The sequence below is a fragment of the Streptomyces sp. NL15-2K genome, from assembly GCF_030551255.1.
Classification (GTDB): Bacteria; Actinomycetota; Actinomycetes; order Streptomycetales; family Streptomycetaceae; genus Streptomyces.
In genome coordinates, this window is sequence record NZ_CP130630.1 from 6,352,587 (window position 1) to 6,366,716 (window position 14,130).

Genomic DNA, 14,130 nt, shown 5'->3' on the forward strand with positions numbered 1-14,130 from the left:
TACACGTATATGTCTACGAGCACGCCACCTTACGCGTTCGAGTCGCCCCGGTACCTGCTACTTACGCCCTCCCTGAATCGGGCGTACCCACCGGCTCGTCCGGCCCCGGCCCCGCGGCCGTCTACTCCGTGTACTCGTCCGCCACCGACAGCGCCGCGTCCAGCGCCGCCAGCCCTTCCTTCAGCTCCGCCTCGCTCACGTTGCACGGCGGCACGACATGCGTCCGGTTCATGTTGATGAACGGCCACAGCCCCTGCTTCTTCGCGGCGGCCCCGAAGGCGGCCATCGCGGCATTCGCGTCACCGGCCGCGTTGTACGGCACCAGCGGCTCCCGCGTCTGCCGGTTCTTCACCAGCTCGACGGCCCAGAACATGCCGACGCCCCGCACCTCGCCCACCGAAGGGTGCCGTTCGGCCAGCTCACGCAGCGCCGGCTCGACGACGGACGCGCCGAGGTTCGCCGCGTTCTCGACGACGCCCTCCTCGGCCATGACGTTGATCGTCGCGACGGCCGCCGCACACGCCAGCGGATGCCCGGAGTACGTCAGCCCGCCCGGGTAGGGCCGCTTGCCGAAGGTCTCCGCGATCGCCGGGGAGATGGCGACACCGCCGAGCGGCACGTACCCGGAGTTCACGCCCTTCGCGAAGGTCATCAGGTCCGGTACGACGTCGAACAGATCCGCCGCGAACCACGTACCGGTCCGTCCGAACCCGGCCATGACCTCGTCCAGGATGAAGACGATCCCGTACTTGTCGCAGATCTCGCGGACCCCGGCGAGGTAACCCGGCGGCGGGATCATGATCCCGGCCGTGCCCGGAATCGTCTCGAGGATGATCGCGGCGATCGTCCCCGGCCCCTCGAAGGCGATCGTCGTCTCCAGGTGCTCAAGGGCTCGCGCGCACTCCTGCTCCTCGGTCTCGGCGTAGAAGCGGGAGCGGTAGAGGAAGGGCGCCCAGAAGTGCACGACACCGGCCGCGGCACCGTCGGAGGCCCAGCGGCGGGGGTCACCGGTGAGGTTGATCGCCTGCTGGGTGCCGCCGTGGTACGAGCGGTACGCCGACAGCACCTTCGGCCGCCCGGTGTGCAGCCGGGCCATCCGTACCGCGTGCTCCACGGCGTCGGCACCGGCGTTGGTGAAGAAGATCTTGTCCAGGTCGCCGGGTGTCCGTTCGGCGATCAGTCGTGCCGCCTCCGACCGGGCCTCGATCGCGAAGGCGGGCGCGAAGGTGGTCAGCGTCGCGGCCTGCTCCTGTATCGCGGCGACGACCTTCGGGTGCTGGTAGCCGATGTTGGTGTAGACGAGCCCGCTGGTGAAGTCGAGGTACCGCTTGCCGTCGTAGTCCCAGAAGTACGACCCCTCGGCGCCTGCGACGGCGAGCGGGTCGATGAGCTCTTGCGCGGACCAGGAGTGGAAGACGTGCGCACGGTCCGCGGCCTTCACGGCGGCGCCGACTTCGGGGTTTGGCTGAGGGGTCATGCGCCCGAGCGTAAATGTCCGGGATGCGGACGCGGTATCGGCGTCCTGTCTGTGGACGGTGGGTTTCCGCGACAGGTTGTCGAAGAGCCCATCAGTTGACAGGGCGCTGTCGAAATGACAGGATGCTGTCATCTAGGGAGATGGTGACAGCCCGAGGAGGCAACCATGAACCGCAAGCCCGTGTATCTCGCCGTCTACGACACGCTCGCCGACTGGGAGACGGGGCACGCGACGGCCTATCTCGCCCGCGCCGGATACGAGATCCGGACGGTCGGCCCGACCCGCGAACCGGTGACCTCCGTCGGCGGCCTGCGCATCCAGCCCGACCTGGCCCTGGACGACGTACGGCCTGAAGACAGCTCCCTGCTGATCCTCCCGGGCGCCGATCTGTGGGACACAGGTGACGACCTGGCCCCCGTCGCCCGCAAGGCCCGCGCCTTCCTGGACGCCGGCGTGCCCGTCGCCGCCATCTGCGGGGCCACCGCCGGGCTCGCGCGCGAGGGCCTGCTCGACGACCGGGACCACACCAGCGCGGTCTCCTTCTACCTGGCCGCGACGGGCTACGGCGGCGGCGAGCGGTACGTCGACGCGGACGCCGTGACCGACCGGGGCCTGATCACCGCCGGACCCACCGAGCCCGTCGCGTTCGCCCGCGAGATCTTCGGTCTCCTCGGGGTGTACGAGGGGGAGGTGCTGGACGCCTGGTACCGGCTGTTCCACGACTCCGACGCGGAGGCGTACGCCGTACTGGAGAAGGCGGGGACGCGGCAGTGAGCCGGGAGCGTCAGGACCTGCTCAGCCGCAGCGCGCTCGGGGTCTTCCGGCTGAACGGCCAGTTCCTGGCCGTGGCGGAGGAGTTGGCGCGCCCGGCCGGTCTGACCGCCGCCTGGTGGCAGGTGCTGGGCGCGGTGCTCGGCGAGCCGCTGCCCGTGTCCGGCATCGCCCGCGCGATGGGCATCACGCGGCAGAGCGTGCAGCGCATAGCCGACCTGCTGGTGGACAAGGGGCTCGCCGAATACCGCCCCAACCCGGCCCACCGCCGCGCGAAGCTCCTGGCGCCGACGGGGGAGGGGCGGGCGGCGGTGTCCCGGATCAACCCCGGGCATGCGGCGTTCGCCGACCGGCTGGTGGAGGCGTACGGGGACGAGGCCGAACTGGCGGACGCCGTACGGGTCCTGGAACGGCTGTCGAAGGTGCTGGACGAGGTGGGTCCGCCTGTTACGGAACCGATCGAGCCCGTTACGGAACCGTAGACGACGCCCAGGTCACCGCGCGGTGGGCCCGCACTATCCTCGGGCTGTTGCTGACGTGTGGGGGGAAGGCGGCGCGGCCATGGAGAAACTGGGGCCGGGGGATCCGCAGCGCATCGGCTCGTACCGGCTGCTGGCGCGGCTCGGGGCGGGCGGGATGGGGCAGGTGTACGTGGCCCGGTCGGACCGGGGGCGTACGGTCGCCGTCAAGCTGGTGCGGGAGGAACTGGCCGCGCAGGACGAGTTCCGGGCGCGGTTCCGGCAGGAGGTGCGGGCCGCGCGGCGGGTCGGCGGGTACTGGACGGCGCCGGTGCTGGACGCGGACACGGAGGCGGCGGTGCCGTGGGTCGCCACGGGGTACGTCGCCGGGCCCAGCCTCCAGCAGGTCGTGGGCCACGACCACGGGGCGCTGCCGGAACGCTCGGTACGCATCCTGGCGGCGGGGCTGGCGCACGCGCTGGGGGACATCCACGCGGCCGGGATCGTCCACCGGGACCTCAAGCCGTCCAACGTGCTGGTGACCATCGACGGCCCCCGGGTCATCGACTTCGGTATCGCGCGGGCGTTGGAGACGGTGACGGACGGCGGCCTCACCCGCACCGGCGCGCTCGTCGGTTCGCCGGGCTTCATGGCGCCGGAACAGGTGCGGGGCGACCGCATCACACCGGCCTGCGACATCTTCTGTCTCGGCTCGGTCCTCGCCTACGCGGCCACCGGCAGACTCCCCTTCGGCACGGCCAACAGCGGCGTCCACGCCCTGATGTTCCGCATCGCCCAAGAGGAACCGGACCTTCAGGGCGTCCCCGAGGGCATCGCCGACCTGGTCCGCGCCTGCCTGAGGAAGGACCCGACGGCAAGACCGTCCCTGCACCACATCCTGGACCGCACGGGTGCGGAGGACACGGTGTCCGGGGGCCGCTCCAGGGAGCCGTGGCTGCCGAGCGCGCTGGTGGCGCAACTGGGGCGGCATGCGGTGCGGTTGCTGGATACGGAGGACCCGGAGGCGGATGGTGCGTCGGGGGCGCCGGACGACGGTGGCGTGCCTGCCGGAGGGCCGGCTCCCGCCGGGCCGGGAAGCGGTTCGGCCGTGCCGCCTGGAGTCCCCGCCTCCGCTGGGCCGGGAAGCGGTTCGGCCGCGCCGCCCGGAGTCCCTGCCCCCGCTGGGCCGGGAAGCGTCCCCGCCGCACCACCCGGCGTCCCCGCCTCCGCTGGGCCGGGAAGCGGTTCGGCCGTGCCGCTCGGAGGGCCGGCTCCCGCTGGGCCAGGAAGCGTCCCCGCCGCACCACCCGGCGCCCCCGCCCCCTCGCCCGAACACGCCCCCGCCGCCGACGACTCCGCCCCGGCCGCGACGCCGGGCCCGCCCGCTCCCGGCCCGCCCGGTGGCGGTGCGCGGCTGGATCACCTGCCCACCCTCGTCACCGGGCCTGGCGGTCCGACGCCCCCGCCGGGCCCAGGCGCCCCGCCCGCGGCCGGTGCCCCCGGCGGCTCTCCCGCCGACCCGGCGTACGGCTACCCCCAACAGCACCCGCAGCCCTCCGCGTACGGCCACCCGCAGCAGCCCGGCACCGCACCTTGGCCGGCCGCGCCCGGAACCCCCGGCGCCCCCTCGCCGTACACCCCGTACGGCAGCCTCGGCCCCACCCCGCCCTACGGCCCTCCACCCTTCGGGACCCCGCCCCACGGCCCCACCAGCCCCCAACAGCCACCCCACACAAACGCCCGTTCCACCGCTCTGCTCGTCCTCATCGCCCTCGTCGTCGCGCTCGCCGCGGGCGGATCGGTCTACGCGCTGATGAGCGGCGGCGGTGACAAGCAGGCCGTTGGCACCGCGTCCCCCTCCACCAGTGACCCGGCGAACCCCGAGCCCAGCACACCCGAACCGACGTCCCCCGCATCCCCGACCCCTTCCCGGCCCACCACCTCCGCCCCCGCCGACGGTGTGATCCCGGCCGCCTACCTCGGTACCTGGACCACCACGATCGACAACGCCGACGGCCGGCACACCCGCCGACTCACCCTTCGGCAGGGCAAGGTGGGTGACACGGTCCTCTACCTGGTCGCCGACGGCCCCGCCGCGGGCGGCCTCACTTACCACTGCCTCTTCGAGGCCGACCTGGCCGAAGCCCCCAGCGCGAACGGCCCGTTGCGGATCGGCCCGTCCACCATGACGAACTGGCAGCCCCGCTCTCCCTGCGGACCGGGCGAGGCCACCGAGATCACCCTGCTCCCGGACGGCAGGCTCCAGCGCGTGAACACCACCACCGACGAGAAGCTGACGTACACCCGCCAGTGACGAACCACCCGCCAGTGACGAACCACCCGCCCCCGCAACCCCGTTGAACGTCCGGCGAACTTCCTTCGACCAAACCGGAATACGCCCTCGCACCGCCGTACGGTGTGACCCCACGATCCGGCTCGGGGAGTTGCGGGGGCACCCAGGGTGGAATTGCTGAGCGCAGAGAACGTCGTGGCCGTGGGCACCGCGCTCCTCGGCATCGTCGCGTCCGGCGTCATGGTCTGGTACGAACGCCGGACCCCGCGCCGCAAACGCATCGGCTACCGCGTCCAGATGGACAACCCGATAGGCGACGACGTCCGCCTGGGCCGGATCAACGTCCGCCTCGGCCTCTTCGACGAGGCCCCGGACATGTCGGACGCCACCCTCGTCCTGCTCCGCATCGAGAACGACGGCTCGCAGGGCATCGACCGCGACGACTACACCAGCCCCGAGGTCCACGGCCTCACCGCGGTCTTCACCGACCGCGTCATCCGCGGCGTCTCGGTCACGCAGCCGTCCGACACCGACCACCTCATGGACCACTTCACCTCGTCCCGGGGCTTCGGCTACGACGGCAACACCCTGCGCATCCCCCGCGTCCCGCTCAACACCCGTGACCACTTCAAACTGCTCGTCCTGCTGTCCGGCGGCGACGTCGACAGCGAGATCCGGCTGAGCGGCGGCATCCGCGACGGCGTGGTCCACATGAACCGCAGCGCGACCCCGGACGACAAGCCGCCCCTGTTCAGCCGCGCTTCCCGGCTGATCACCATCATGCTCACGGTCTCCGTCCTGACGCTCGCCACGCTCGTCGTCACCCGCGACGACGCCCGCCCCCCGATCGGCTGCGCGACAGGCGAGCTGACGCTCACCGGCTCGACGGCGTTCGCGCCCGTGCTGCGCGAGGTGGCGGAGAAGTACGAGGGGGACTGCGAGGGCGCGACCATCGAGGTCGATCCGCACGGGTCGACGGCGGGTGTACGGGAGTTGGCGGCGGCCGGCGCCCAGCAGGGGGAGCAGGGGACGAAGGGCTCACCGCCGATCGTGGCCCTGTCGGACGGCCCCAAGCCGAGCGGCCTGCCGGAGCTGCGGGAGAACCGGGTCGCGGTGTCGGTCTTCGCGCTGGTGGTGAACGACGACGTCGGCCTGACCGACCTGTCGACTCAGGACGTACGACGGCTCTACCGCGGCGAGATCAAGAACTGGAGCGAGCTGGGCGGCCCCGACCTCCAAGTGCACCTGGTCAGCCGGGACGCCAACTCGGGCACGAGACAGGTGTTTCAGCGAAGAGTGCTGGGCCGCGGCGAAATCGCGAACTCCTCCGTCGACTGCGTTCACCAGGACGACCCGACGCTCGACGTCATCCGCTGTGAACTCGACTCCACCGAGCAGGTCCTGACCACGGTCGCCGAACTCCCCGGCGCGATCGGCTACAGCGAACTCAACGCCGCCGACGACGCCAAGGGCCTGCACCTGCTCAAGCTCGACGGCCACACCCCCTCCGTCGACGCCATCGAACACGGCACGAACCCGTACCCGTACCGCGAGATCGAGTACGCCTACACCTACGGCCGCCCCCCGGCCGACTCCCTGGCCTCCAGCTTCCTGACCTACCTCGCCCGCGGCAACGGCCAGGACGTCATCCGCACCCACGGGCACATCCCGTGCTGGACCCCGGAGGGCCTGGAGCTCTGCGCGGAGGATTGAGGATCAGGGAAGGGGCAGCCGTACTCAGCCCGTCCGGACGGGAAGGGTAGGGGCGGCGGGGGCGAAAAAGCCCGCGCCCACACCCGACGCCGCTCACCTCACCTCGCCTCACCTCACCTCGCCTCACCTCACCTCGGCTCCGGCGGCCGCTGCCGAGGCATGTTCGGCCGAGCCCCCGCCCCCGGAGGCAAAGGAAACCGTCCCTGACCCGACACCGACTCCGACCGCTGCCCCACCACTCCCGCCGACTGAATCCCCATCGGCGTCGCGCCCGTCCGGAACTCCACCATCCAGTCCGCCGTCTCCGCCCGCACCAACTCGGTCACGTCCTCCGAAAACCTCCGCAGCACGCCCAGACACCGCTCGGCCGCCTCCCCGGCCGTCCCCTCAGCCGGCCCCAGAACCTCCCGCACACTCTCCGAGGCCCAGTCGAACTGCAACGCCTGAAGCCGCCGCTGCACGGCCTGAGCCGTGGCCACGTCCCTTATCCACCCGGAGGTCACCCCGAAGTACCGGTCCCCGGCCACACACGCCACGCCCAGCAGCAACGCCAGATACCCCCAGGGCGCGACCCCGCCCACCGCCCCGGTCATGTCCAGCAGCGGCAACGCGGCCCCCGCCACCGCCCCGCCCGCCGCCCCGAGCCGCAGCACCCGCGCCCCACGCCGCTTCCACACCCGGTCGGCCAGATACCAGGCCGCGGTGTCCAGCGCCCCTCGCTCCACCCACCGGTACAGCTCGTCGAGCCGCACCGCGGGCTCACCCCAGTCGCCGAGCGGGAACGCCCGCCCGGTCAGATCGCCCGGCCGCAGCCCGGCCGCCCCCTCGCCCCGCCCGTCCTGAGGCGGACCCTCGGGCTGCATCTCCGGCTGCTGACCGCCCACCCGGCACTCCCTACCTGATCCGACCGATCACGTTGCGTGACACTTTGAACACCGTGCGTTGGTGCTGATATGCCGGACCCTTCCTACCTCCCAATGGGTGGCGAAGGCGTAGCTTTCGTCACTTTTCCGCCCGGAAGAGTCCCTTGATCGCGTATACGACTCACGGTCGACTCACTCGAAAGAGTGCTGGGGCGATGCCCACGCGGACCACGTAGTCTCGTGCTGAACGGCAAAGCCGAACGGGAAACCCGAACGCGAGACGGAATACCCGTACAGACCAAGGAGAGCTGATCGTGATCCCCGGTGGTGGCCAGCCCAACATGCAGCAGCTGCTGCAGCAGGCCCAGAAGATGCAGCAGGACCTGGCGCAGGCTCAGGAAGAACTCGCCCAGACCGAGGTCGACGGCCAGGCGGGCGGCGGCCTGGTGAAGGCCACGGTCACCGGCGCCGGAGAGCTCCGGGCGCTGAAGATCGACCCGAAGGCGGTGGACCCGGAGGACACCGAGACCCTCGCCGACCTGGTCGTCGCGGCGGTCCAGGCGGCCAACGAGAACGCGCAGGCCCTCCAGCAGCAGAAGCTCGGCCCGCTCGCCCAGGGCCTCGGCGGCGGCGGTATTCCGGGCCTCCCCTTCTAAGTCTCCCGGTCTGCCTTTCTAAGAGGGGCTCCGGCCAACTACGGTACGTACCGAAGGAACCCAGGAAGGACGGCAGTCCGTTGTACGAAGGCGTGGTCCAGGACCTCATCGACGAGCTGGGGCGGCTTCCCGGCGTCGGTCCCAAGAGCGCGCAGCGGATCGCCTTCCACATCCTGCAGGCGGAACCGACGGACGTACGGCGTCTGGCGCAGGCCCTGATGGAGGTGAAGGCGAAGGTCCGCTTCTGCGCGACCTGCGGCAACATCGCACAGGAGGAACTGTGCAACATCTGCCGCGACACCCGCCGAGACCCCTCCGTCATCTGTGTGGTCGAGGAACCCAAGGACGTAGTGGCGATCGAGCGCACCCGCGAGTTCAGGGGCCGCTACCACGTCCTCGGCGGAGCGATCAGCCCCATCGAGGGCGTGGGCCCGGACGACCTGCGCATACGAGAACTTCTGGCGCGCCTGGCCGACGGCACGGTCACCGAACTGATCCTGGCCACGGACCCGAATCTCGAGGGTGAGGCGACGGCCACGTACCTCGCCCGCATGATCAAGCCCATGGGCCTCAAGGTCACCCGCCTGGCCAGCGGCCTCCCGGTGGGTGGCGACCTGGAATACGCGGACGAGGTGACCCTCGGCCGCGCCTTCGAGGGGAGACGACTCCTAGATGTCTGACGCCACGCTGCACGCGACCAGCCAGGACCCGGACGACTTCGCGGTCCAGATCGCGGACCAGGTAGAGAGTTTCCTCGTAGCGGTCTCCGAGGTGGCGAAGGGCGACGAGCCGGAATCGGCGATCCCCTTCCTCCTCCTGGAGGTCTCCCAGCTCCTCCTGGCAGGCGGCCGCCTGGGCGCCCACGAGGACATCCTCCCCGAGGAGCGCTACGAGCCCGACCTGGGCCCGGAGCCCGACATGGACGGACTCCGCGAGAACCTCGCGCGCCTCCTGGAGCCGGTCGACGTCTACTCGGAGGTCTTCGACCCCTACGAGCCGAGCAAGGCCCGGGTCCCGGCCCGCATCTCCGACGACCTGGCCGACGTCATCACCGACCTCCGCCACGGCATGGCCCACTACCGCGCGGGCCGCACCACGGAGGCCCTGTGGTGGTGGCAGTTCTCCTACTTCTCCAACTGGGGCTCGACGGCGTCGGCGACCCTGCGCGCGCTGCAGTCGGTCCTCGCCCACGTCCGCCTGAACCAGCCCCTCGAAGAACTCGACGGCCTGGACACGGACCAGGGCATGGGCGACGAGACGCTCGAATTCGAGGCGGGCAAGGTGATGGCGGAGGAGATCGGGGAACCGCTGGGGATGCGGCCGGCGAAGTAGCGGCAGCGGCGAGTTTCGCGACGCGCACTGGATGGAGCGGACCAGCGCTGGTACGCCCGCAAGTTGACCGGCTTACCGGTTGCCGCATGCACAACCTCAAGGAACTGCGGCCGGGCAGCTCGGGAAGTACAGAGGTCCGAATGGACGGGGTGGCCCGATGAGCCAGTACAGCAGCTGGGCGGAGGTCAAGCGCCGGATGCGGGAGAACCAGCCCGAGGTGACCGACGCCGAGTGGGAATCCCGTAAGCAGGCAGCGCGTACGGCGACCGAGGCGTACCTAGTGGGACACCACCTGCGCGAGATCCGCGAGCAGCAGGGACTGACACAGGCTCAGGTAGCCGAATCGGTGGGGATCTCCCAGGTCAGGGTCTCCCAGATCGAGCGGGGGGAGATTCACAATCTGGAGACGATGCGTATGTACGCGGAGGCGCTCGGGGCCAGGATCACTGTGACCATCGAGTACGGGGACCGGACGGTCGGCGCCGCCTGAATGTGTTGCGGTTGCACGCCCAGCGGTCGGCTGTGCCCCCGCACTGCCCGAGCGTCGGTACGCGTCGATGATCCGCGCGGCGACCCGTTCCCCCCGGACACCTTCGATCCGTACGGCGTCGAAGTGCGCGACCGCCACGCGGAGTTGGTGGCCCGCGGCCCGGCCCAGTCGGGGCGGTGAATTGTGTTCGTCATGGTCACGGGATGGGTCCCATAAGGCTACGCTCGGTAGCGAGCCGGAGAGGTGCACAAAGAAGTGCGCCGGTCAGAGGTGGTCACCGTGTCGGGTACGCACAACAACAACCAGCCGCCTGTCGCCTGGCGTTACAGCGGCAACCAGTTGAAACGCTGGCGCGTGAAGGCCGATGTCAGCCGCGAGGAACTCGCCTCCGCCGCCAACTACTCCCCGGAGACCATCGCGTCCATGGAACGCGGCGTACGGATGCCGACGCCGCGCGTGCTCGACGTGGCGGACGAACTCTGCGGGGCGGAGGGCCTGCTGAGCGCGGCCAAGGAGTACCTGAACCGGGAGCGGTTCCCGGCGCGGGCGCAGGACTTCATGGAGCGGGAGAAGGAGGCGATCAGCCGCTGGTCGTACGATGTCTCGCTCGTCCCCGGGCTGTTGCAGACGAAGGGGTACGCGCGGGCTCTCATCGACAACCGCATCCCGCCCCTGGACGAGGAGACGGTGGAGGAGCGGATCGCGGCCCGCATGGAGCGGCAGGCCATCCTCACCGAGCGCAAGCCTCCGGTAGGGCTGAGCTTCGTCCTCTACGAGGCCGTGCTGCGCGCTCCGCAGGTGGACGCCGAACAGCTGCGCCGCCTGTTGGAAGTGGCGCGGCTGCGGAACGTCGTGGTGCAGGTGCTCCCCTTCGAACGGGCCGTCCCTGCCGCACTCATGGGTCCCATGGTGCTCCTGGAGACCCGCGACCACGAGCGATTCGCTTTCACAGAAGGCCCGTTCGCCAGCGAGCTTTCGGCTGATCCGGGGGTTGTCAGCAGGGTCACCGAGCGGCTTAGCATGATCCGCACACAGGCTCTCGGACCCGACGAGTCGGCCCGTTTCATCGAGCGGATGGTGGACAGCCGTGAGTGACCAGTTGAAGTGGTTCAAGTCGAGCTACAGCGACGACGAGGGCGGCGACTGCGTCGAGGTCGCGCTGGCGTGGTTCAAGTCGAGTCACAGCGATGACGAGGGCGGCGCCTGCGTCGAAGTCGCCCTCCCCGCCGCCCGGACCACCGTCCACGTCCGCGACTCCAAGGTCCCGGCGGGCCCCCGGCTCCACCTCGGCGACCCTGCCTGGACGGCCTTCCTCGCCGACGTTTCCGCAGGTCGGCCCGGAGCTTGAGCCTCGAGCTCCGAGCTCCTCCAATGGGTTTTTGGGCTTTGGGATGGTTGAAAACCAACCCAACTAACCAAGTCTGTACGTGAGTTGAGGCGTCCTACCTCGAAAGGTGACATTCCGTGATCGGCTTGCTTCGGAACGTAAAGCCGCTCTAGGTTCGCGGCAATAGATCGGCCCCGGTCGGTGCTACCAACACCGGCTCCGGGGCCTGGACCTACGGATCGAAAGCGACTCGATCGTGGCTTACGCCCAGCCTAGCCCTGCCCTGCCGTCCCCTGCCCACCCCATGGCCAAAACGGGGTACGGAAAGCGCTCCGTGGGTGACGAAGTCCCGCACACCGACCCGGACTTCGCACACCTGCTCCCACGCGACGCTGAGGTCGCCGTCTTCATCGACCACCTCGACGACGGCCACGCGATGGGCCACAAGGTTCTCGCGGCGGAACACCCCCGCTACGGCCAGCAGGCAATGCGTACATCGCTGAATCACCTCACCGAGGCCGGCCACCTGCGCTGGATCAAGGAACACATCACCGTCGAGGACAACTCGATGCGGTGGGTGACGCGGACGTACTGGTCGCGTACGCCCAGGTCACCGGAGTGGTGGGCGGACTTCGCGCGGGAGCGCCACGGCAGGGACGTGACCCAGGACTACCGACCGGGCCTGGCCCGAACCGAGGAGCAGCCGGCTCCGCAGCCGACCCCCGAAGCAGCCCAGGACGAACCGGCCCCCGACGAGCCCAGCGCCGCGTACCGAACCCTCGCCGGACTCCGCGCAGCCGACCCCCGCATGCCCCTCTCCGAAAGCGACTGCCGCTCGCTCGAACCCCTCGCCGCGGAGTGGCTGTCCCGTGGCGCGACGCCGAACGACATCACTCGCGCCCTGACCGACGGGCTCCCGCCCGATGTCACCAACCCGGGCGGACTCGCCCGCAGACGACTGGAGTCGAAGATGCCGCCGCAGAAGGCCGATGCCCCCACCGCGCCGAGCCGCCCCCTCCGCGCCCGCGTCACCCGCGTGATCATGGCCTGTGCCACGTGCGACCAGGACGAACGCACGGTGAAGATCGACCGGGGGATCTGCGAGGACTGCCGCAAGGAGTTCGCGGAGAACCCGATGACCGACGAGGACATCAAGAAGGGCTTCGCCGAGGTCGCACACCTGGGCGTCACGTCCGCGCGCTTCCTCAAGCAAAAACTGGAACGCCGTACCGGAGGTCCCGTGCCTGACACGTTCCGCCGTGTCCCCATCGAGGACCTCGTCTTCTACCACTACCGCGACAACCGCGACCGCATCGCGAACGGGCTCCCGCCGAGGCGCTGGAAGTGGTGACGGCGGCGACGCGGGTGAACGCGCGTGCGCCTCCGCGCGCCGGTGGTTTCAACGCGGCCCCCAGATTACATTCGTAATATGGCGGAGAAGGTGAAGTTCAGCGTGAGTTTGAATGCCGAGCTCGGCGAGGCACTACGGCAGCATGCCGAGGCCGAGGACGAGCAGATCTCGGCGGTGGTCAGCCGGGCACTGGAGTCCTACCTGGGCCACCGGAAGCGGATGCGTGAGGGCCGGGAGGCCATGGTCGAGTACCAGGAGCAGTACGGCATGTTCACCGAGGAAGAGCGTGCCAAGGCCAGGGCGCGTGTGGCTGACCTCATGGGGTGGAGCGAGAAGGGCCCGAAGGAGGCCCGGCCCGCGTGAACCATGTCGTGTACGACTCCGGCGCCCTGCTTGCCGCGGCGAAGAACGACCGGAACTTCATCGCACAGCATGACGAGTTCCTTGCCGCAGACGTCCGGCCGATCGTTCCGGCGGGGGTGCTGGCCCAGTGCTGGGACACTCGTCCCAAGGCTGCCAACCTGCACAAGGTGCTGCGTCCCTGCCTTGTCCTGCCGTTGACCGAGGCCGCGGCGAAAGCGGCGGCACTGCTGTGTCAGGAGAACGGCACAGCGGATGTGATCGACGCCGGCGTTGTGCTCGCGTCTTCGACGCACGATGACGCCCTCATCCTCACGGACGACCTCGAGGACATCCGGGCTTTGGCCGCAAGCGCGAACCGCAAACGCATCCGCGTAGAGCGACCGTAGTCCATCGCCTTGACGAACTCGGGCCGTACCTTGATGCGGGTGCTGATCTTCTCTGAGAAGACCGGGTCGCACCCGGCTTCCGCCAGGGCGTCGAGCTGGCTCTGGAGCTGTTGTTGGGCGGTACTGCAACGGGCGTACCCCACTCTCGTGGGCTTCGTCGCGGTCTCCCGCATCGCGGGGTCTTCGTTTCCGGACGACAGCTGGGGATGTTCGTCATGGACCGCGCCTCGGGATTCTGAGGCGGCCTGCACGACAAGTGGACTACGTTGGTCAGACGATGTTGCTGTGTGCCCGAAGCACGTGGGGGGAGTTGTTCGTGGCGAGCCTTGCTCGAATTGAACTAGAAGGCGGGGGCTCGATCCTGCTCGAGACGGCTGCTGGGCCTGAAGGGCCGGTGAAGGCCGGCCGGGTCGGCGAGGCGATTCAGGAACTGCCGGCGAGTCTGCAGGCGGCCTTGGATCCCGTCGCGGACATGGCCCGGACGGTGCTGAATCAGCTGCGCACGGCAGGCCCTGCCGAAGTCGAGGTGGAGTTCGGGGTCGATCTGGCCGTGCAGGCCGGTGTGGTGATCACCAGGACCGATGCGGGTTGTCACCTGACGGTGAAGGTGATGTGGAAGCACGACCAGGGCGACCGGGCCTAAAGCCGGG

Annotated in this window: 16 protein-coding genes and 1 pseudogene; 14 read left to right on the forward strand and 3 right to left on the reverse strand. The window is 70.0% G+C overall.

Features of this window, described 5'->3' with window-relative positions; translation table 11 throughout:
- Nucleotides 1-121: 121 nt before the first annotated feature.
- Nucleotides 122-1,477: an aspartate aminotransferase family protein gene (locus tag Q4V64_RS28600; RefSeq protein ID WP_124440389.1), complete on the reverse strand. Its 1,356-nt coding sequence runs from the start codon at nucleotides 1,475-1,477 to the stop codon at nucleotides 122-124.
- Between the two features lie 165 nt (nucleotides 1,478-1,642).
- Between Q4V64_RS28600 and Q4V64_RS28605 the strand changes: the two genes are divergently transcribed.
- The 4 genes from Q4V64_RS28605 (at nucleotide 1,643) to Q4V64_RS28620 (ending at nucleotide 6,712) form a co-directional block, all read left to right on the forward strand.
- The gene (locus tag Q4V64_RS28605; protein ID WP_124440388.1) at nucleotides 1,643-2,251 is read left to right on the forward strand and encodes a type 1 glutamine amidotransferase family protein; all 609 of its coding nucleotides are present in this window, start codon (nucleotides 1,643-1,645) and stop codon (nucleotides 2,249-2,251) included.
- Nucleotides 2,248-2,730, forward strand: a complete 483-nt coding sequence (locus tag Q4V64_RS28610; RefSeq protein WP_124440387.1) for a MarR family transcriptional regulator — start codon at nucleotides 2,248-2,250, stop codon at nucleotides 2,728-2,730. The genes Q4V64_RS28605 and Q4V64_RS28610 overlap by 4 nt, the downstream gene beginning before the upstream one ends.
- 79 nt (nucleotides 2,731-2,809) lie before the next feature.
- A complete protein-coding gene (locus Q4V64_RS28615) occupies nucleotides 2,810-5,020 on the forward strand; it encodes a serine/threonine-protein kinase (RefSeq protein ID WP_124440386.1) in 2,211 nt (736 codons plus the stop codon).
- 147 nt (nucleotides 5,021-5,167) lie between these two features.
- Nucleotides 5,168-6,712: a substrate-binding domain-containing protein gene (locus Q4V64_RS28620; protein WP_124440385.1), complete on the forward strand. Its 1,545-nt coding sequence runs from the start codon at nucleotides 5,168-5,170 to the stop codon at nucleotides 6,710-6,712.
- A gap of 128 nt (nucleotides 6,713-6,840) precedes the next feature.
- On the opposite strand, the gene Q4V64_RS28625 is transcribed toward Q4V64_RS28620, so the two are convergent.
- Nucleotides 6,841-7,575, reverse strand: a complete 735-nt coding sequence (locus tag Q4V64_RS28625; protein ID WP_124440398.1) for an SLATT domain-containing protein — start codon at nucleotides 7,573-7,575, stop codon at nucleotides 6,841-6,843.
- Nucleotides 7,576-7,889: 314 nt separating this feature from the next.
- On the opposite strand from Q4V64_RS28625, the gene Q4V64_RS28630 reads away from it, so the two are divergent.
- The 9 genes from Q4V64_RS28630 (at nucleotide 7,890) to Q4V64_RS28675 (ending at nucleotide 13,480) form a co-directional block, all read left to right on the forward strand.
- A complete protein-coding gene (locus Q4V64_RS28630) occupies nucleotides 7,890-8,231 on the forward strand; it encodes a YbaB/EbfC family nucleoid-associated protein (protein ID WP_124440384.1) in 342 nt (113 codons plus the stop codon).
- 80 nt (nucleotides 8,232-8,311) lie between these two features.
- Complete coding sequence (gene recR / locus Q4V64_RS28635; protein ID WP_009309432.1) at nucleotides 8,312-8,911, forward strand: recombination mediator RecR; 600 nt, start codon at nucleotides 8,312-8,314, stop codon at nucleotides 8,909-8,911.
- The gene (locus Q4V64_RS28640) at nucleotides 8,904-9,563 is read left to right on the forward strand and encodes a DUF5063 domain-containing protein (RefSeq protein WP_124440383.1); all 660 of its coding nucleotides are present in this window, start codon (nucleotides 8,904-8,906) and stop codon (nucleotides 9,561-9,563) included. The genes recR and Q4V64_RS28640 overlap by 8 nt, the downstream gene beginning before the upstream one ends.
- A 157-nt stretch (nucleotides 9,564-9,720) precedes the next feature.
- Nucleotides 9,721-10,053: a helix-turn-helix transcriptional regulator gene (locus Q4V64_RS28650; RefSeq protein WP_124440382.1), complete on the forward strand. Its 333-nt coding sequence runs from the start codon at nucleotides 9,721-9,723 to the stop codon at nucleotides 10,051-10,053.
- A 279-nt stretch (nucleotides 10,054-10,332) separates the two neighbouring features.
- On the forward strand, nucleotides 10,333-11,148 hold the full coding sequence (locus tag Q4V64_RS28655) for a helix-turn-helix transcriptional regulator (RefSeq protein ID WP_124440381.1): 816 nt from the start codon (nucleotides 10,333-10,335) through the stop codon (nucleotides 11,146-11,148).
- The gene (locus Q4V64_RS28660; protein ID WP_124440380.1) at nucleotides 11,141-11,401 is read left to right on the forward strand and encodes a DUF397 domain-containing protein; all 261 of its coding nucleotides are present in this window, start codon (nucleotides 11,141-11,143) and stop codon (nucleotides 11,399-11,401) included. The genes Q4V64_RS28655 and Q4V64_RS28660 overlap by 8 nt, the downstream gene beginning before the upstream one ends.
- Nucleotides 11,402-11,714: 313 nt before the next feature.
- Entirely contained in the window at nucleotides 11,715-12,731 is a 1,017-nt protein-coding gene (locus tag Q4V64_RS28665; RefSeq protein ID WP_303712190.1) for a hypothetical protein, read from the forward strand.
- 78 nt (nucleotides 12,732-12,809) lie between these two features.
- On the forward strand, nucleotides 12,810-13,094 hold the full coding sequence (locus Q4V64_RS28670) for a hypothetical protein (protein WP_124440378.1): 285 nt from the start codon (nucleotides 12,810-12,812) through the stop codon (nucleotides 13,092-13,094).
- Entirely contained in the window at nucleotides 13,091-13,480 is a 390-nt protein-coding gene (locus Q4V64_RS28675) for a hypothetical protein (protein ID WP_172629214.1), read from the forward strand. Before Q4V64_RS28670 ends, Q4V64_RS28675 begins: the two co-directional genes overlap by 4 nt.
- Nucleotides 13,481-13,527: 47 nt before the next feature.
- Here Q4V64_RS28675 and Q4V64_RS28680 read toward each other — a convergent pair.
- Nucleotides 13,528-13,653 (reverse strand): annotated as a pseudogene (locus tag Q4V64_RS28680) (recombinase family protein); the annotation flags it as partial.
- Nucleotides 13,654-13,796: 143 nt separating this feature from the next.
- Between Q4V64_RS28680 and Q4V64_RS28685 the strand changes: the two are divergent.
- Complete coding sequence (locus Q4V64_RS28685; RefSeq protein WP_253266970.1) at nucleotides 13,797-14,123, forward strand: CU044_2847 family protein; 327 nt, start codon at nucleotides 13,797-13,799, stop codon at nucleotides 14,121-14,123.
- The last annotated feature ends 7 nt before the right edge of the window (nucleotides 14,124-14,130 follow it).